The 17,538-nt window shown below is 71.6% G+C and carries 17 protein-coding genes and 1 pseudogene; 12 read left to right on the top strand and 6 right to left on the bottom strand.

What is annotated here, in order from left to right; genetic code table 11:
• Position 1: 1 nt before the first annotated feature.
• The 4 genes from M8C17_RS02790 to M8C17_RS02775 all read left to right on the top strand — a co-directional run bounded on the left by M8C17_RS02790 (position 2) and on the right by M8C17_RS02775 (position 2,825).
• Entirely contained in the window at positions 2-247 is a 246-nt protein-coding gene (locus M8C17_RS02790; protein ID WP_252414659.1) for a hypothetical protein, read from the top strand.
• Between the two features lie 204 nt (positions 248-451).
• Complete coding sequence (tatA, locus tag M8C17_RS02785) at positions 452-745, top strand: Sec-independent protein translocase subunit TatA (RefSeq protein ID WP_252414657.1); 294 nt, start codon at positions 452-454, stop codon at positions 743-745.
• An 18-nt stretch (positions 746-763) separates the two neighbouring features.
• On the top strand, positions 764-1,714 hold the full coding sequence (gene tatC, locus M8C17_RS02780) for a twin-arginine translocase subunit TatC (RefSeq protein ID WP_252414655.1): 951 nt from the start codon (positions 764-766) through the stop codon (positions 1,712-1,714).
• A 172-nt stretch (positions 1,715-1,886) separates the two neighbouring features.
• Positions 1,887-2,825, top strand: coding sequence for a diacylglycerol kinase (locus tag M8C17_RS02775; RefSeq protein WP_374556863.1), 939 nt, complete (start codon positions 1,887-1,889; stop codon positions 2,823-2,825).
• On the opposite strand, the gene M8C17_RS02770 is transcribed toward M8C17_RS02775, so the two are convergent.
• Positions 2,788-3,699, bottom strand: coding sequence for a DMT family transporter (locus tag M8C17_RS02770; protein WP_374556860.1), 912 nt, complete (start codon positions 3,697-3,699; stop codon positions 2,788-2,790). The two genes, M8C17_RS02775 and M8C17_RS02770, sit on opposite strands and share 38 nt — an antisense overlap.
• 128 nt (positions 3,700-3,827) lie before the next feature.
• Here M8C17_RS02770 and M8C17_RS02765 point away from each other — a divergent pair, with 128 nt between their 5' ends.
• A complete protein-coding gene (locus M8C17_RS02765) occupies positions 3,828-4,136 on the top strand; it encodes a hypothetical protein (protein WP_252414649.1) in 309 nt (102 codons plus the stop codon).
• Positions 4,136-4,531 (top strand): hypothetical protein, encoded by a 396-nt coding sequence (locus M8C17_RS02760; RefSeq protein WP_374557105.1) that lies wholly within the window; start codon positions 4,136-4,138, stop codon positions 4,529-4,531. Before M8C17_RS02765 ends, M8C17_RS02760 begins: the two co-directional genes overlap by 1 nt.
• An 81-nt stretch (positions 4,532-4,612) precedes the next feature.
• On the opposite strand, the gene M8C17_RS02755 is transcribed toward M8C17_RS02760, so the two are convergent.
• A complete protein-coding gene (locus M8C17_RS02755; protein WP_374556856.1) occupies positions 4,613-5,383 on the bottom strand; it encodes an HAD family hydrolase in 771 nt (256 codons plus the stop codon).
• An 86-nt stretch (positions 5,384-5,469) separates the two neighbouring features.
• Between M8C17_RS02755 and M8C17_RS02750 the strand changes: the two genes are divergently transcribed.
• The 5 genes and pseudogenes from M8C17_RS02750 (at position 5,470) to M8C17_RS02730 (ending at position 10,239) form a co-directional block, all read left to right on the top strand.
• Positions 5,470-8,271, top strand: coding sequence for an RNA helicase (locus M8C17_RS02750; RefSeq protein ID WP_252414645.1), 2,802 nt, complete (start codon positions 5,470-5,472; stop codon positions 8,269-8,271).
• A gap of 167 nt (positions 8,272-8,438) precedes the next feature.
• Positions 8,439-8,786, top strand: a pseudogene (locus M8C17_RS02745) (MHYT domain-containing protein); the annotation flags it as partial.
• Between the two features lie 141 nt (positions 8,787-8,927).
• Positions 8,928-9,080, top strand: a complete 153-nt coding sequence (locus tag M8C17_RS02740; RefSeq protein ID WP_252414643.1) for a hypothetical protein — start codon at positions 8,928-8,930, stop codon at positions 9,078-9,080.
• A gap of 45 nt (positions 9,081-9,125) precedes the next feature.
• On the top strand, positions 9,126-9,428 hold the full coding sequence (locus M8C17_RS02735) for a hypothetical protein (RefSeq protein WP_252414641.1): 303 nt from the start codon (positions 9,126-9,128) through the stop codon (positions 9,426-9,428).
• A gap of 136 nt (positions 9,429-9,564) precedes the next feature.
• Entirely contained in the window at positions 9,565-10,239 is a 675-nt protein-coding gene (locus M8C17_RS02730; RefSeq protein ID WP_252414640.1) for a hypothetical protein, read from the top strand.
• A 115-nt stretch (positions 10,240-10,354) separates the two neighbouring features.
• Here M8C17_RS02730 and tnpA read toward each other — a convergent pair whose 3' ends face one another.
• Entirely contained in the window at positions 10,355-10,771 is a 417-nt protein-coding gene (tnpA, locus tag M8C17_RS02725) for an IS200/IS605 family transposase (protein ID WP_252414638.1), read from the bottom strand.
• A 23-nt stretch (positions 10,772-10,794) separates the two neighbouring features.
• Here tnpA and M8C17_RS02720 point away from each other — a divergent pair, with 23 nt between their 5' ends.
• Positions 10,795-12,027, top strand: a complete 1,233-nt coding sequence (locus M8C17_RS02720; protein WP_252414636.1) for a transposase — start codon at positions 10,795-10,797, stop codon at positions 12,025-12,027.
• A gap of 13 nt (positions 12,028-12,040) precedes the next feature.
• Here the strand turns inward: M8C17_RS02720 and M8C17_RS02715 are convergent, their stop codons facing one another.
• The 3 genes from M8C17_RS02715 to M8C17_RS02705 all read right to left on the bottom strand — a co-directional run bounded on the left by M8C17_RS02715 (position 12,041) and on the right by M8C17_RS02705 (position 17,316).
• Positions 12,041-12,832 (bottom strand): TIGR03943 family protein, encoded by a 792-nt coding sequence (locus M8C17_RS02715; protein ID WP_252414634.1) that lies wholly within the window; start codon positions 12,830-12,832, stop codon positions 12,041-12,043.
• On the bottom strand, positions 12,829-13,770 hold the full coding sequence (locus tag M8C17_RS02710) for a permease (protein ID WP_252415066.1): 942 nt from the start codon (positions 13,768-13,770) through the stop codon (positions 12,829-12,831). The genes M8C17_RS02715 and M8C17_RS02710 overlap by 4 nt, the downstream gene beginning before the upstream one ends.
• A 234-nt stretch (positions 13,771-14,004) precedes the next feature.
• Positions 14,005-17,316 (bottom strand): S8 family serine peptidase, encoded by a 3,312-nt coding sequence (locus M8C17_RS02705; RefSeq protein ID WP_252414633.1) that lies wholly within the window; start codon positions 17,314-17,316, stop codon positions 14,005-14,007.
• Between the last annotated feature and the right edge of the window lie 222 nt (positions 17,317-17,538).

Below are 17,538 nucleotides of genomic sequence, written 5' to 3'. Positions count from 1 at the left end.
CGTGTTGATCTGGATCGTGCTCGCGGTGGTGCTGCTGCCGCTCGTGGCGCTCGCGCTGGCCGTGCGTCCGGTGCTGGCCCGACTGCCGCGGCTGCGCCGTGCCGCGGTGGCGTTGCAGCGACGGGCCGCCGAGGCCGAGGCGTTGCGGGAGACCGCCGAGGCGTTGCAGCAGCGCGCCGAGGGTGTCCAGCGCCAGCTCGACACCACCCAGCGGCGGCTCGCCGTGATCAAGGCCCGACGCGGCTGATCGACGCTCGTCGTGGCCTCGCCCCGGGTGGGGCAGGGCCGGTGCCGAATCGACCTTTCGGCGATGGTTGACTGATCATCCCGGTTGGTCAAGACTTCACCGGCCGGCCCGGATGACTATCCCCCGGCAGGTGGCATCCCGCCGATCCGCACGTACGATGGGCGGCGTACCACCCCCGGACACACAGAGCGACTGGAGCTTCTCATGGGTGCCCTCAAGCCGTGGCACATCGCGGTTCTTGTGGTTGTGCTGATCCTGCTCTTCGGTGCGAAGCGGCTCCCCGACGCTGCCCGCTCGCTGGGCCGTTCGCTGCGGATCATCAAGGCCGAGACCAAGAGCCTGCAGGACGACGACCGCGACCTCGCCGAGAAGGCCGACGCGCAGGCCGGCTACCAGCCGCTGCCGCCGCACGCCGGGCAGCCGCAGCAGGCGCCGTACCAGGCCCCGCCGCAGCAGCAGCCGGTTGTCGACCCGGTGCACCGCGTCCGCGACAACTGATCGAGAGGCCCGAGCACCGTGGCCTTCGCACTGCGTAAGCGCGGCCCGAGCAGTTTCGAGCGGGCCGCCGACGGCTCGATGACGCTCATCGAGCACGTCCGCGAGCTGCGCAACCGCCTGTTCCGTGCCTCGCTGGCGATCCTGATCGGTTTCGGCGTCGGCATCTGGCTGGCCGGGCCGGTCCTGGACCTGCTGCAACAGCCGTACTGTGACCTGCCACAGGCCCAGATCGTCAACGGCAAGTGCCAGTTCGTCCAGCTCGGCCCCGCCGACCTGTTCCTGTTGCAGCTGAAGGTCGGGCTGTGGGTGGGTCTGATCGTGGCCGGGCCGGTCTGGCTCTACCAGCTCTGGGCGTTCATCGCGCCCGGCCTGCACCGGCACGAGCGGCGCTACGCGTACATCTTCACGGCGCTGGCCGCGCCACTGTTCGCGGCCGGCGCGGTGCTGGCGTACTTCGTCACCGCCAAGGGCCTGGAGTTCCTGCTCCGCATCGGTGACAGCGACATCAGCACCACGCTGGACATCACCCGGTACATCTCGTTCATCACCAACCTGATCCTGCTGTTCGGGGTGGCGTTCGAGTTCCCGCTGCTGGTGCTGATGCTCAACTTCGTGGGCATCGCCAGCGCGAAGCGGCTGCTGAGCTGGTGGCGGGTGGCGATCTTCGTGTTCTTCGCCTTCTCCGCCGTGGTCACCCCCACCCCGGACCCGTTCGGGATGACCGCCCTGGCGATCTGCCTCTCCGCGCTCTACTTCGCCGCGGTCGGGGTGGCGTTCCTCAACGATCGTCGGCGCGGTCGCGGCAAGGAGATCTACGCCGGCATCGACGACGACGAGGTGTCGCCGCTGGAGTTCGACCGTGACCCGGTCGAGGCCGGGCAGCGGGTGGACGCGACCGCGCCGGTCGGCGCACCCGATCCGATCGCCCCGCCCGCCCCGATCGAGCGTCGCTACGACGACATGACCTGACGGCCCGCGCCGCCCGGTCAGCCGACGCCGTCCCCGCCTGCCGGGGGCGGCGTCGCCGCATCCCGGGCTCGCCATCGCCGACACCGCCCACGCAGCTCACCATGCGCACCGGTGCCGGGACCGCCGGTGACGTCACCGCCCCCGGTGTACGGCAGGCACGCAACCGGCTACGGTGCTGCCCGTGACCGCAGACGATCACCCGACCGGCCCGCACGCCGGGGGACCCGTCGTCGTGCTCACCAACCCGACGGCCGGCCGGGGACGGCACCGCGCCGTGCTGCCCCGGCTGCTGGACGGGCTGGCTGCCGCCGGCCGACCGGTGCGGCTGCTGTCGGCGTCCAGCCCGGGCGAGGCGGAGGCGGCCTGCCGCACCGCGGTGGCCGACGGCGCCGGCGCGTTGGTCGCGATCGGCGGGGACGGCACGGTGCACCTGGCGCTGCAGGCCGCCGCCGGCACCGGCGTGCCGTTCGGCGCGGTACCGGCCGGCACAGGCAACGACTTCGCCCTCGACACCGGCTTCCCGGCCGACCCGCTGGCGGCGGTGGCGGTGATCGCCGAGGCGTTGCGCGCTGGCCGGACCCACGCCCTGGACCTCGCCCGCATGACCGGCGTCGACGGCACCCACCGCTGGTACGGCGCGGTCCTCGCGGCCGGGTTCGACGCGATCGTCAACGAGCGGGCCAACCGGATGCGCTGGCCGCGCGGCCCCCGCCGGTACGACCTGGCGATCCTCGTAGAGCTGGCCCGGCTGCGGCCCCGCCGCTACACGCTGCGCCTGGACGGGGAGCCGCACGAGCTGGACGCGGTGCTGGTGGCGGTGGGCAACTGCCCCACCTACGGCGGGGGAATGCGGATCTGCCCCGACGCCGACCCGACCGACGGGCTGCTCGACGTGGTGGTGGCGGGCCGGGTCAACCGGCGCACCCTGGTCCGGGTCAAGCCGCGCATCTACCGGGGCACCCACCTCAGCCACCCGCTGGTGCGCAGCTACCGGGCCCGGACCGTGGAGCTGACCGCCGAGGGGATCACCACGTACGCCGACGGAGAGCGCTCGCTGGACCTGCCGGTGACGATCACGGCTGTGCCGGGCGCCCTGCGGCTGCTGCGCTGACCCGTACCGCGCCGATGCTGGCCGCGATGACCAGCGCGATGGCGGCGCACTCCAGCACGGTCAGCGCCTGCCGCAGCACCAGCCAACCGGCCAGCGTGGCGATGGCCGGGCCGAGGCTCATCAGCACCGCGAAGGTGGCGGTGGGCATTCGCCGCAGCGCCAGCAGTTCCAGGGTGTACGGCAGCCCGGAGGCGAGCACCGCGAGGGCCGTGCCGAGCGCCAGCACGGCCGGGTCGAGGAGCACGGCGCCGCCGTCGACGATGCCGAGGGGCAGGGTGACCAGCGCGGCGAGGGTCAGCGCCAGGGCCAGCCCGTCCGCGCCGGGGAACCGGCCGCCGACCCGGGCGCTGAGCACGATGTACGCCGCCCACATGGCGCCCGCGCCGAACGCGAACGCCACCCCGGCGGGGTTCAGCCGGTCGAAGCCGCCCTGCCCGAGCAGCGCCACCCCGGCCAGCGCCAGCCCCGCCCAGCACCAGCTCGCCAGCCGGCGGGCGGTGAACACCGACAGGGCCAGCGGGCCGAGCACCTCCAGGGTCACGGCCGGGCCCAGCGGGATCCGCTCGATGGCCTGGTAGAACAGCGAGTTCATGCCGGCCAGCGCCAGCCCGAACGCGCCCGCCGCGATCCAGTCGGACCGGTCGTAGCCGCGCAGCCGGGGGCGGCACACGACGAGCAGCAGCACCGCCGAGATCGTCAACCGCAGGGTCACCGCGCCGGCGACCCCGGTACGGGGGAAGAGCAGCGCGGCCACGGCGGAGCCGAACTGCACCGACAGCGCCCCACCGAGCACCAGCCCCACGGCGGCGACGCCACCGCGCCGGGCCGGCGGCGTGTCGGTCGGCCGTGGCGTGGGCAGCAGGGTATCCGTCACAGGCACGACGGTAGGCGGTCGGCTCCGGCCGTCCTGCGGCGGTGTCCACCTCCCGAAACGCCGACCGCTCGCGCCGACACGGCCGGGTACGGTCGCCAACGCGGTGCTACCGGCGTACCTTGCGTGGTATGACCGGCGCGATGCGGAAACTATCGATCTCCGTTCCACCCGACGTGGCCGAACGCCTGGAACACGAGGCCAACGCCAGCGCCTACATCACACAGGCGGTGCGTGACCGCATGCGCCTGGACGCCCTGGACGCCGAGTTGGCCCACCAGGGCATCCAGATCACCGAGCAGGGCGTGGCCGAGGCGCGCGCCCGCCGCGCCGCCGTTGAGGCCGAGTGGTCGCCGGAGCGCCGGAATGCCCTTCGTGAGCGGGCACGCCAGCACGCGCTGGACGCCGCCGCCGGCACTGTCGAGCAGCCGGCCGCGTGATCGGTGAGGACGACCGGCCGGTCCGCCTTGTACTGGACCGGTCGGCACTGCTGGCCTACCTGGCGGGGTCGGTGCACGTCGCTGAGCCGCTGCACGAGGTCATTCAGGACCGCAACAGGTTCGGCGTCACCGCGGTGACCGCGGCGGAGGCCCTGGCGATGGTCAGCGACCCGAAGGAACGGGCGACCCTGCACCGGCTGCTGACCCTGGACGCCTGCACGGTGCTCTCCACCGAAGGGCACTCCTGGCACGAACTCAGCTTCTGGCGCACGCTGACAGGCCGCGCCGATCTGGCCACCACCGCGCTGGCCGTACTCGAACACGACGCCTCGATCCTGAGCGGGGAGGACCGGTACGGCGACGGGGACCTACCGGTGATCCACATCCCGGGCTGACGGCACAGCGGCCACCGGTTCGTCGGACGCGCGACCGGGGCCGTCACCGAGCCCGGCGGGCACGGGTCGGGTCGGCGCCACTCAGGCCGGCAGGGCCAGATCCAGCACGGCGCCCAGCCCGTTCTCCCGGCCGGGGTCGGCGGCCGGCAGCACCAGCACCGCGCAACCGGCGCCCACCGCGCCCGCGTCGGCCGGCGTGTCACCGACCATCAGGGTCTGTTCGGAGTCGACGCCGAGCATCCCGCAGGCGCGCAGGAAGATCGCGGGGTCGGGCTTGCACCGCCCCACCTCGTAGGAGAGGACGAACGCGTCCACCAGGTCGGTCAGGCCCCAGGCGTCGAAGTGCGGCCGGATGTCGAAGCCGATGTTGCTGACGACCGCCACCCGCACCCCGGCGTCGCGCAGAGCGCTCAGGGTGGGGGCGGTGTCCGGGTACGGCACCCAGCCGTCGGCGTTGAGCAGCCGCTCGTAGAGCGCGTCGGCGAAGCCCTCGATGCCCGCGTCGACGGTCTCGGCCAGGCCGGTGTACGCGCCGCGGTGGGCGTGCGCGTAGAGGTCCCGGTCGGCCCACAGCTCGGCCAGCCGGGGCGGCACCCGGGCCGGCAGCGGCCCGCCGGCCCGTCCGGCGGTCAGCAGCCGGTCGGCCAGCGAGGTGGCCCGGACACGGTCCAGGGTGACTCCGCACGCCTCCGCGGCCGACAGCACCCACTGCCGGGGCTCCTCCACCTGGGCCAGGGTGCCGTGGAAGTCGAACAGCACCGCCTTGACAGGCCGTCGGGACGCCCGGGGGGCGGCGGCGTCCTCGGCGCTGCCCGGCGGACGATTCTGGGGCGGTTCGGCATGGTCCGGCACGCCGTGCACCCTACCGACCGCCGCCGACGGCACCTCCAGACGGCCTTGTGGGGTGTCGTGTCCCGCCACGCACTAATCTTGGTGACATGTCGAGCCCCGCCGAGCGGTACGCCGCGGCGCGCCGCCGGGCCGCGCAGGCCTCACAGTTCCCGGCGCTGGACGAGTTCGCCCTCGATCTGGGGTTCGACCTCGACGACTTCCAGAGGGAGGCGTGTCAGTCTTTGGAGCGGGGCAGCGGTGTGCTTGTCTGCGCCCCCACCGGGGCCGGCAAGACCGTCGTGGGGGAGTTCGCCGTCCACCTGGCGTTGCGGGGGCGACCCGGCGACCCGGCGGCCGCCGACGAAGCGGCGACGCCCCCGGCCCGGCGCAAGTGCTTCTACACCACGCCGATCAAGGCGCTGTCGAACCAGAAGTACCACGACCTGGTCGACCGGTACGGCGCCGAGCAGGTCGGCCTGCTCACCGGCGACAACGCGATCAACGGCGACGCGCCCGTGGTGGTGATGACCACCGAGGTGCTGCGCAACATGCTGTACGCGGGCTCCAGCACCCTGGAGGGGCTGGCCTACGTGGTCATGGACGAGGTGCACTACCTCGCTGACCGGTTCCGCGGCGGGGTGTGGGAAGAGGTGATCATCCACCTGCCCGCCTCGGTCACCCTCGTCTCGTTGTCGGCGACCGTCTCCAACGCCGAGGAGTTCGCCGACTGGCTGGTCACCGTGCGCGGCGAGACCGCGGTGGTGGTCAGCGAGCACCGGCCGGTGCCGCTGTGGCAGCACATGCTGGTCGGCAAGCGGATGTTCGACCTGTTCCACGACGCCGACGCCGCCCGCAAACACGACGTGCACCCGGAGCTGCTGCGCTACACCCGCGAGACCGTACGCCGGCTGGAGATGGGCGAGGGGCGCAGCGCCGGGCCCGGCGCCGGTCGGCGTGGCCCGCGCTGGCGTGGCCCGATGCGCCCGGACATCGTCGACCGGCTGGACCGGGAGGGCCTGCTGCCGGCGATCCTGTTCATCTTCAGCCGGGCCGGTTGCGCCGCCGCGGTGCAGCAGTGTCTCGCCGCCGGGCTGCGGCTCACCTCACCGGACGAGCGGGCCGAGATCCGCCGGGTGGTCGAGTCGCGGGTCACCGCCATCCCCGGCGAGGACCTGTCGGTGCTCGGCTACTGGGAGTGGCTCGACGGGTTGGAGCGCGGCCTGGCCGCCCACCACGCCGGCATGCTCCCGGTGTTCAAGGAGATCGTCGAGGAGCTGTTCGTCCGCGGCCTGGTCAAGGCGGTCTTCGCCACCGAGACCCTCGCGCTGGGCATCAACATGCCGGCCCGCTGCGTGGTCCTGGAGCGGCTGGTCAAGTACAACGGCGAGGCGCACGTCGACCTGACGCCGGGGGAGTACACCCAGCTCACCGGGCGCGCCGGCCGCCGTGGCATCGACGTCGAGGGGCACGCCGTGGTGGTGTGGTCCCCGGAGACCGACCCACGGCACGTGGCCGGGCTCGCGTCCACCCGCACCTACCCGCTGCGCTCCAGCTTCCGGCCCTCGTACAACATGGCCGTGAACCTGGTCGGCACCGTCGGCGCGGAGCCGGCCCGGGCGCTGCTGGAATCCTCGTTCGCCCAGTTCCAGGCGGACCGCTCGGTGGTCGGCCTGGCGCGGCAGGTGCAGCGCAACACCGAGACCATCGAGGCGTACGGCGCGGAGGCGGCCTGCCACCACGGCGACTTCGACGAGTACTTCGCGCTGCGGGTGGCGATCGCCGAGCGGGAGAAGGCCATCGCCCGGCAGGGGCAGAACCAGCGCAAGGCCGCTGCCGTGGCGTCGCTGGAGCGGCTGCGGATCGGCGACGTGATCCGGGTGCCGTCGGGCCGGCGGGCCGGTCTGGCCGTGGTGCTGGACCCGGCGACCGGCGGGTTCGGTGAGCCCCGGCCGCTGGTGCTCACCCAGGACCGCTGGGCCGGCCGGGTCAGCCCCGGCGACTTCACCACCCCCGCCGAGGTGCTCGCCCGGATCCGGGTGCCCAAGCACTTCAACCACCGATCGCCGGCCGCCCGGCGGGACCTCGCCGCCGAGGTCAGCGGCACCGGCCTGGACCGGCACGGCGGTCGCCGCGGTGGCCGCTCCCGGCAGGCCGAGGGCGAGGACCACCGGCTGTCCCAGCTCCGCACCGAGCTGCGCAACCACCCCTGCCACGCCTGCCCCGAACGGGAGGAGCACGCCCGCTGGGCGGAGCGGCGCCGACGGCTGGAGCGCGACACGGAGGAGCTGCGCGAGCGGGTGTCGGGTCGTACCGGCTCCCTCGCTCGGACCTTCGACCGGATCGTCGCCCTGCTGACCGACCGCGGCTACCTCGCCCGCGACGGCGCGGTCACCGACGCCGGTCGGATGCTCGGCCGGATCTGGACCGAGGCGGACCTGCTGGTCGCCGAGTGCCTGCGCCGAGGGGTGTGGGACGGCCTGTCCCCGGCCGAGCTGGCCGCCGCGGTGTCCGTGGTGGTCTTCGAGGCGCGCCGCGACGTCGACGAGCGGGCGTCGCTGCCGCGCGGGCCGGTGGCCGACGCCGTGGACGAGACGCTGAAGCTGTGGGGCGAGATCGAGGCCGACGAGGCGGCGCGCGGGTTGAACGCCACCCGGGAGCCGGACCTCGGCTTCGCGTGGCCGGTGTTCCGGTGGGCTCGGGGCGAGGCGCTGGCCAAGGTGCTGGGCAGCGGCCACGAGCTCGACGGCGAGATGCCGGCCGGTGACTTCGTCCGGTGGGCGCGGCAGGTGGTCGACCTCCTCGGTCAACTGGCCGACTCCGGCGGCGCGTCACCGGAGCTGCGCTCCACCGCCCGGCAGGCGATCGCGGCCATCAACCGGGGCGTGCTGGCGTACCACACCTCCGCCTGACCATCACTGTCGGTCATCGCCGCCGGCGAATCGACGCATCGGACGGTCACCGCGACAGCACCCCCCGGAACAGGCCCGGGGGGTGCTGTTGCGCCTGCTCAGGCCACCCCTGATCATTGCCCGGGCGCGTCCTTTACGCGCCGGTAACTGATGGGGAGAAGGCCGCCGTGGCGGAGATCAATCACTTTGAGTACGGGTGGATCACGCCCGCGCTGAGCTACGCGCTGTCCGTGCTCGGTTCGGTCCTCGGGCTGGTGTGCGCCGGGCGTATCCGCACGGCCGGCACCGCCGGCCAGCGTGCCTGGTGGGGTCTGCTGGCCGCCTGGGCACTGGGCGGCACCGCCATCTGGGCGATGCACTTCATGGCCATGCTCGGCTTCGCCGTCGACGGCACCCGGATCCGGTACGACGTGCCGCTCACGGTCGCCAGCACGGCCATCGCCGTGGTGGCGGTCGGAATCGGCCTGGCCATCGTGGGCACCGGCCGGCTGAACCCGGTGCGCTGGTCGGTCGGGCTGCGCGCCCGATCGACCCTCGGTCAGCCCGGCACCCCGTTCCCGTCCCGCCGGGAGATGCCGCCCCGCTGACGCGAAACGCTCGACCCACTACCCGGCCGCCACCGGAGGGTCCGGGCGTGGGTGACCTACCTTTGGCGGATGGAGTTCGCCACGGGCGCCGTCGAGTGGGGCACCGTGCCCGACTGGATCGCCGGGATCGGTTCCGTCCTGGCCTTCGCCGGGCTGGCGTACGGGCTCTGGTGGGAGGTCCGGCAGCGGCGCCTCGACCGCGACGACGCGATGGCGCACTAGGCCAGGCTGATCATGGGTGTTGCGGGGGCGGATGCCGCGGGCCAGGTGAGCGCTCTGGTGATGAACAACAGCTCCATGCCGGTGTACGGCGTCGAATGCCAGGTCTTCGCAGCTCCTGCGCCTCCCCGGTACGGCGGTGGTGCCCCGCCGGCGAGTCGGCACGTCGGCTCGACGACGTTCGCCCGCATACCGGCGGGCGAGTCGCAACAGAACGCGGTGGACTGGGCTCAGCTCACCGACAAGGCGCCCCAGAGCGGCCACACGTTCTCGATGACGATGATGTTCGTCGACGCGGCCGGTCTCGTGTGGACACGCAGTGACGCGGGGACCTTGCGGCGCGTCGTCTGACGCCTGATCGGCGCAGGCCGCTGTGGGCTTCTGTCGGGGAGAGCGGAAGTTCTTGCGAGCCCGTCGTGAAGTATCGACGAGCTTGAGGAAAGGACGCTAGGCTGCGACCACCTCTCCATCGACGCAAGGAGATGTTGTGTCGCGCCGTACCGGCAAGCCCTCCTACCTGCTCCCCGCGCGCGATACGCGCCGCAACCGGATCGGGCGTCTCGCGGCCGTCGTCACGGCGATCGGGCTCGCGGCCGCTCTCCTGGGGGGTGCCGTCGGCTACACCGTCGGGCGTCCGGACCCCATCGACTCGAGCATCACCGAGATGCGGGAGGCCGAGGCACGGAGGGACACCCAGCAGATCGCCGAGTTGACCACGACGGCCCGCCGCCTGAGCGACGAGATCTCGCCCATCCTCGCCGCCCTGAAGGCGGACACGCCCAGCCAGCAGGCCGGCGCCGAACAGGCCCGCCAGTGGCAGCAGGCCGTGCGTCAAGCGGCGCAGCCGTTGGCCGACCCGCCGTCGGGCACCACCGCGACCAACGTGGCACGGGGAGGGCTCCGTGTGGCTCTCGACCAGGCGGCACTCGCCGTCGACACCTACCTGCTCGCCGTCACCGGTCCGGCTGCCCAGCGGGCCGCCCTGACACAACTGGCGACGCGGCAGGCAACCCAGGCGGCGGCGACCTGGTCCATCGCCGCGACCCAGCTCGATCAGATCAACATCGACGCCGGCCACGGCCACCAGCACGTCCACCTCGAGACCGGTCCCGGGGGCGACGCTTTCGCCCCCGACGGCGCCGCAGAAGGATCCGGCGGGTGACTGACGGGCAGCACCAGCCGGACCGATGACGTGCTACCAGGATGCGGGCCAGTGCTCCGCCCTTTAGGGCGGGGGTGAAGGCCCGCGCGGGAGGGCCGCCAGGCCCGAGCGTGCTCTAACCGGGACGGTTTTGCTGCTCGATGTACTGGCGCAGGACGGTCAAGGGTGCGCCGCCGACGGAGCCGGCGAAGTACGAGGCTGACCACAGCTTGTTGGCTCGGTAGTAGTGGCGGATCAGGTCGGGGAACTCTTGTCGCATCCGCCGCGAGGACACGCCCTTAAGGCTGTTGACCAGCTTCGACAGGGCCACCTTGGGCGGAAAATTGACCAGCAGGTGTACGTGCTCGCTCTCGCCGTTGAACTCGACCAGGTCGGTCTCGAAGTCGGCGCACACCGCCCGCATGATTTCCTCCAGGCGGGTCAGGTGCCGGTCACCGAACACCTGGTGCCGAAATTTGGTGACGAAGACCAAATGAGCGTGCAGGGTGAAGACGCAGTGTCTGCCAGCGCGAACGTTCCCGAGCTCGACCATAGGCCAATGTTAGATTGTCCTCTGTGCAGCTTCGGTACAACTACCGCGTCTACCCGACGCCCGCTCAGCAGGTTTTGCTGGCGCGGGCGTTCGGGTGCGCGCGGGTGGTGTTCAACGACGGGCTGCGCGCACGCCAGCAGGCGCGCGAGGCAGGCGAGGGGTACCTGTCCGATGGTGACCTGTCGAAGCGGGTCATCACCCAGGCCAAGCAGACGCCTGAGCGGGAGTGGCTGGGCGAGGTGTCGGCGGTGGTACTCCAGCAGGCCCTCGCGGACCTTAACGTCGCGTACCGGAACTTCTTCACCTCGATCAGCGGCAAGCGCCAGGGCCGCAAGGTCGCCCCACCGAGGTTTCGGTCCCGCAAGGACAACCGGCAGGCGATCCGGTTCACCGCGAACGCCCGGTTCAAGGTGCTCGACAACGGCCGGCTCCGGTTGCCGAAGATCGGCGACCTTGCGGTGCGTTGGTCCCGGCATCTGCCGGCCGCACCAACCTCGGTCACGGTCATCCGGGACGCGGCTGGTCGGTACTTCGCCTCGTTCGTTGTGGTCGCCGCCGACGACCCGCTGCCTCCGGTCGACGCCGAGGTGGGCATCGACCTCGGGTTGACCCACTTCGCCGTCCTGTCCAACGGCAAGAAGGTCGCCGCCCCGAAGTTCTTGCGCCGGTCGGCCCGCAAACTGCGCCGGTTGCAGCAGGACCTGTCCCGAAAGCAGCGGGGCAGCAACAACCGCAAGAAGGCCGTCGTCAAGGTCGCCCGCGCGCACGCTCGGGTGGCCGACAGCCGGCAGGACTGGCAGCACCAGCTCTCGACACGGATCATCCGCGACAACCAAGCGGTGTACGTCGAGGACCTATGCGTCGTCGGTCTCGGCCGGACCCGGCTGGCCAAATCGGTGCACGACGCGGGCTGGGCGCAGTTCGTGCAGATGTTGGAGTACAAGGCCGCCCGGCGCGGGCGGACGTTTGCAAAGACCAACCGGTTCCTGCCCACGTCGCAGACATGCTCGACGTGCGGCCGGATCGACGGACCCAAGCCGCTGTCCGTCCGGTCGTGGACCTGCCCGTGCGGGGCCGTCCACGACCGGGACGTCAACGCCGCCAGAAACATACTCGCGGCGGGACGCGCCGAGAGCCTAAACGCCCGTGGAGCGCAGGTAAGACCGGCACCCGTGCCGGCACCGCGCCGAGAAGCAGGAATCCGCCCCGACGCCGTGCGGTCCACGCGCAGCGTGGAGGGAATCTCCGTCCTATAGGGCGGAGAGATCGTCAATCGTACGGGTCCTTCGGGGCGGTCACCTGTCGCCAGAAGTCGACCTCGATGTAGGGGATCTCTTCGTCGTTGACCGGGTCGCGGGTGAGGCGGTCGGTGTAGCGGCCGGTGACCTGGATCCAGGTGTCGTTGGCCAGTCCGGTGGGCGCGTTGCCGGACATGCCGAGTTTGACGGGCCGGCCGTCGGCGGCGCAGCAGGACATGACCATGCGGGCGAGGATCGGTTGCCCGTCGGGTCCGGGTGTGACGAATCCGGTTAGCTCTACCCGGCGGTTGCCGATCGACTGGCCCTTGTCGAACAGGGCGCGGGCAGCGTAGTCGAGCACGGTGGTTCGTGCCGGATCGCCGGCGGGCAGGGGTGGGTAGTCGTCGCCGTAGTCCTGTTGGGTGGTGACGGCGGTGCCCGCCTGGCCGGCGGCGTACGAGCCGAGGGCGGGCGGGGCTACCAGCAGTAGGCCGAGGGCGGGGAGGATCAGCAGCCAGGCGACTCGTGGTTCGTGGTGGGCGTGTCCGTCGTGGGTCACTGCGGCCGGTGACCCACTCGTGGCTTGTTCAGCATTCGTGGCCTCCCGGTCGTCCGGGTTGGTCCGGTCGGCGGTCGTCCCGGGATCTGGCCGCAGTTCGTACCACAGGGTCATCACGGCGGCGGCGATCAGCAGCAGGCTGGCGGCGATCAGGAACGGCCGCAACTCTTCCTTCACGTAGCGCAGGTAGAGGTCGGTGACGCTGGCCTGCAGAACAGCGGCGGCAAAGAAGATCATGATGCAGGCCTGGGTCAGACGGTTCACAGCAGCACCATCCCGGTGATGACGGCGACCGTGACGGCGACCGCGAAGGTGGCCGGCGCGAATCGGGCGGCGAAGCGCCGGCCGAAGATGCCGGCCTGCATGGAGATGAGTTTCAGATCGACCATCGGGCCGACCACCAGGAAGGCCAGGCGGGCGGTGAGAGAGAACTGCGACAACGAGGCGGCGACGAACGCGTCCGCCTCGGAGCAGATGGACAGCAGCACCGCGAGCCCCGCCAGGGCGAGCACGGAGAGCAACGGCTGGTCGGCGAGGGTCTGCAGCCACCGTTCGGGGACGAGGACGTTGATGCTGGCTGCGGCCATCGCGCCGATGACGAGGAAGCCGCCAGCGTGGACCACGTCGTGTCGTACGGCGGACCAGAACATCTCCCCGCGTCCGAGCCCGTCCAGATCGGGTCGGTGCGGAAGCCGGATCCAGTCGGCGCGACCGAGGCGCAGCCACAGCCAGCCCATGACCATGGCGACGATCAGGCTGGCGACGGCACGGCCCAGGACCATTTCAGGGTTGTGGGGAAAGGCCACGGCCGTGGCGGCGAGCACGATCGGATTGATCGCCGGTGCGGCGAGCAGGAACGCCAGCGCGGCCGCGGGCGTGACCCCTCGGCGGATCAGCGAGCCGGCGATCGGCACCGCACCGCACTCGCAGCCGGGTAGGACCACGCCGGCGGCACTCGCCACCGGGACGGCGAGGGCGGGGTGCTTCGGCAGGGCCCGAGCCCAGAACGAGCGGGGAACGAAGACCGCGATCACGGCGGACAGCAGCACCCCGAAGACCAGGAAGGGCACGGCCTGCACCATGACCGAGACGAACACCGTCGTCCAGGTCGCCAGCGACGGTGTGGTCAGCAGACCAGCCAGGGGCTCACGCAGAAAGATCAGCAGGACCAGCACCGCGGCGAAGATCTCGACCGAGCCGATCCGGCCACGACGACCTCCGTCCTCGACGGACGTGGCGTGTGGTGTGTTGCTCGGATGGTCGAGGCCCGGTCGATCGGCCTCGGTGCTCGTGTCGGGCGGGGTTTTGCGATCGGATGCGGCCACACCGCCCCCTTCTCTTCGGTGATGTCCGGAGGTGACGTCAGTCCGGCCTGCAGGACCGGCAGGAGCCCATCTCCGAAGGTCGGAAATGGGCTCCTGCGCGGTGCGGCGATGTCAGCTGACGGTGCCGATGGAGACGGCGCCGCGGCCGACGACCGCGCCTTCGGTGGTCACGACAGCCAGCTCGCCGAACAGCTCGCGCCCAGCGCCCGGCGTGGAGTGGGCGGTCACGGTGCCGGTGAGGGTGGCGGTGGCGCCGTTGGGCAGGGCCAGCGGGGTGCTCGGGGTGGCGAGCGTGCCCAGCGACGGGGCCGAGAACGAGTCCCGGTAGTCGTAGGCGGTGCTGGTGTTCGGCCCGTCGACGGCGTACCCGTCGACGACGACGCGGTAGGTGCCCTCCGGCGGGTTGGCAACGGTGACGGCTTCCTCGGAGTCGCCGTCGGCTGCCTGCCCGACCTGGACGTCACCGCGGAACACGGTCAGGTCCAGATCCGCGCCCAGGTTGGCGGTGTTGCCGATCCGGGCGGTGAAGCTGGTGGCACCGGCCGGAACGTCCACCAGATACTCCTGCTGGGCGCCCTCGGCGATGGTGGGCCGCTCGGCGTGCACGCTGGACAGTGGACCACCCTGACCGGTCACCGCGACCGGGCCGAAGGTGTTGGTCAGCGTCCAGTTCGCCGGGGTCGGCTGACCGGCGGTGACCGACGGAAGTTCGATCACGGACGGCTCGACGGTGACGCCCTGCACCCGGGCCTGGAGCTGGAACGGGTTGTTCAGCGCCGGGGAGGTCCGCCGCGATTCCACCTCGATCTCCCAGACCCCGGCGATCGGGTTCTGGTAGTCCCGCTCCTGGGGCTTGCAGGCGGAGGCGTCGGAGAAGTTGGTGTAGCAGGCGGTGCTCGCCGTGCTGTCGACCGGCACGCCGTACGGGTTGATGGCGATGAACCGGGTCTGCGACCCGGTGGCGATACCGGACAGGTTCACCTGCAGCGCACCGGCGCCGGCTGGCACGCTGACGAAGTACGAGGTGAAGGCGTTGCGCGACACCGAGCCCTCGGCGGAGAACGAGTAGCTCGGCTTCGTGACCTCGTTCGCGGCCACCACGACGGCGGAGACCTCGAAGTCGATCACCGAGGTCTTCGGGTCGTCCACGGTCAGGATGGTGCCGTGCGCGCCGAGGGACTTCGGCTTGGCGGTGACCGGGATCGAGACGGCCTTGTTGAGCGGTAGCGCGACCGTCTTGGGAGCGGTGAAGGTGCCGTCGTTGCCGCGCAGGGCCAGCTTGTGGCTGACGGTGCCGGCCGGGCCGCTGGTCCGGGTCACCTTGACCTGGTAGGTCCGGCTCTGGCCGACCTTCGGTCCACCCTCGGCGGAGGTGCAGCGGTTGTAGACGCCGGCGCCGCGGTTCGGGTTGGGGACGAACTTGCTCAGCTCGCGGTCGTAGCGGGTGAGGTTCTCCGACAGCTCGGTGCAGACCGGGGCGTCCGAGACGTAGGACCGGGTCTCGACGGTCTTGCTGAGCAGCTTCCACGCGCCCGGCACGTTGAACATGCCGTAGCCCTGCGCGTAGGTGGCGACATCGGCGATCGGCTTGGCGGAGGTGTAGATGGCCCGGCGCAGTGCCGCCGGGGTGACACCCTTGTCGGTGGCCTTGGCCGCGGACAGCAGCAGCGCGGCGGCGCCGGTGGCCTGCGGGGAGGCCATCGAGGTGCCGTTGAGCATCTGGTAGCCCGGCGGCAGCGGGTAGCCGGCCTCGGGGACCGGGTTGCCCGGCTGCCAGGTCGGCGCGGTGGAGATCGCCGAACCCGGGGCGGTGATGTTCGGCTTGAACCCACCGTCCTCGCGCGGGCCGCGGGAGGAGAAGTTGAACAGCGCGTTCTTCGTCCGCACCACGGAGCCGTAGTTGGCCAGCCAGGTGTCCCTGCTGATGTTCGCCGCGACACTGACGACGTTCTCGGCGACCGACGGGTCGCCGACGGTGTTCACGCCCGGACCGGAGTTGCCGGCCGAGATGAACAGCTGCACGCCGTAGGTGCTGATCAGGTCGTTGTAGAGCTGCGCGCGGGCGTTCGCGCCGTCGTTGAGCGTCGGCAGCCCGCCGATCGACATGTTGACCACGTCGACGTGACGGTTGATGACCAGGTCGGCCATGCCGGTGGTCAGCGCGGCGGCGGTGCAGCCGCCACCCCACGAGCAGGCGCGGGCGGAGACGAGCTTGGCGCCCGGGGCGGCACCGTCGAAGGCGGTGTTGCCGAGCATGTCGTTGGCGGCGGTGATGCCCGCGACGTGGGTGCCGTGGGTCGCCTCGATGATGCCGATGTTGACGTAGTCGGCGTACGGGCCGGGCTTGCCGTCGGCCGGGTCGATGTCGACGTCCTCGCGGTACTCGACCACGAAGGGCATCTGGTCCCGCACGGGGGTGGCGGGGTTGTCGGTGCCGAAGTGTCCGACGTCGAACTTCTCCTGGTACGGGCGCATCATCGCCTCGTCGGTGAAGCTGTTGTCCTGGTCGACGTCGACCCAGATGTCGTGGGTCTCCGGGTTGTAGAGGACGCCCCACGCGTCGGTGGTGTCCCCGTCCCGGTTGACGTCGCCGCCTGGGTCGCTGGGCGCGGTGATCGACTCTCGGAACAGGTTGAACCGGTACGTCCCGGCGGGAGCGGTCCAGGTCGCGCCACCGGCGGTGAACGACGGGCCGGTCACCTCGGTGACCATCCGCCGCCACGTGCCGTCGTTCTCGGTCACCGGGTCCGTCGCGGTGACCCAGTCGACGATCTTCCGCTCGCCGGTCGTGGTCTTCTGCAACGCTGGCTGGTCCAGGTCGATACCGGAGTCCATGATGCCGATGGTCACGCCGCGACCGTCCCACTGCGGGTGGGCCGCCTTGAACGTCTCCGCGCCGGTCTCGTTGGTCGGCATGTAAGGGTTGACCGCGCCGGTGCCCGCGCCGGGACCCGCCAGCGTGGCGGCCTGCTTGGCGGCCGTGGCGCCGTTCGGGGCGACCTCGGGGGCGGGGTCGGGCCGCTGGATCGTCTCGTCGAGGTCGACTGCGGATACGCCCGGCAGCGTTGCGGCCTTGAGCACCTTCGCCGTCGGCACCGTGGCCAGGACGTAGCCGATCTGGTCGAAGCGGCGGTTGACGGCGCCGCCCAGAGCCGTCACGCCGTCCGCGACCTGGCCGGCCTCACCCTTCTCGGTGGCGACGATCAGGGTCACGGTCGGCGCGTGCTTCGCCTCGGCCTCGGCCAGGAGCTTGGCGTCGTGCGAGCCCAACGCCTCGGCGGGGGTGGCCTGCGGAGTGTCGGGTGCGGAGGGAGCGGCGCTCGCGGTGGCGGCACCGCCCGTCACGGTCATGGCACCGGCGGCCAGGACCGATGCGAAGAGCGCGGCAGAGGTACGCCTGCTCGGGTTGCGGGGTTTGCTCACGTTCTCTTTCCTCCAGAGAACAGGGCCCTGTTGGTGCAGGGCACGTGTGAGCGAATCCTTCGCGGTGTTGGTAGTCAATGTCGATAGATGTCTCGACGTTGTAATCTCTCCGTGACATCGCCAGCACGCGCCCTAGCTGATACGAAGGGGGCGACCGCCAAGGCCTTTGAGGACGGTGCCCTGACCAAAATCGGTCGTCGCCGCCCGCTGGGCGAACGGGTT

Source organism: Micromonospora sp. RHAY321 (genome assembly GCF_023896955.1).
Classification (GTDB): domain Bacteria; phylum Actinomycetota; class Actinomycetes; order Mycobacteriales; family Micromonosporaceae; genus Micromonospora.
Note: the sequence above shows the minus strand (reverse complement) of the source record. Positions and strands in the feature narration are given on the sequence as shown.

Coding starts and splice junctions, on each gene's coding strand:
- tatA (WP_252414657.1), top strand. CDS start 452: ATGGGTGCCCTCAAGCCGTGGCACATCGCGGTTCTTGTGGTTGTGCTG.
- M8C17_RS02740 (WP_252414643.1), top strand. CDS start 8,928: ATGGAGTTCGCCACGGGCGCCGTCGAGTGGGGCACCGTGCCCGACTGG.
- M8C17_RS02750 (WP_252414645.1), top strand. CDS start 5,470: ATGTCGAGCCCCGCCGAGCGGTACGCCGCGGCGCGCCGCCGGGCCGCG.
- tnpA (WP_252414638.1), bottom strand. CDS start 10,771: ATGGTCGAGCTCGGGAACGTTCGCGCTGGCAGACACTGCGTCTTCACC.
- M8C17_RS02765 (WP_252414649.1), top strand. CDS start 3,828: ATGACCGGCGCGATGCGGAAACTATCGATCTCCGTTCCACCCGACGTG.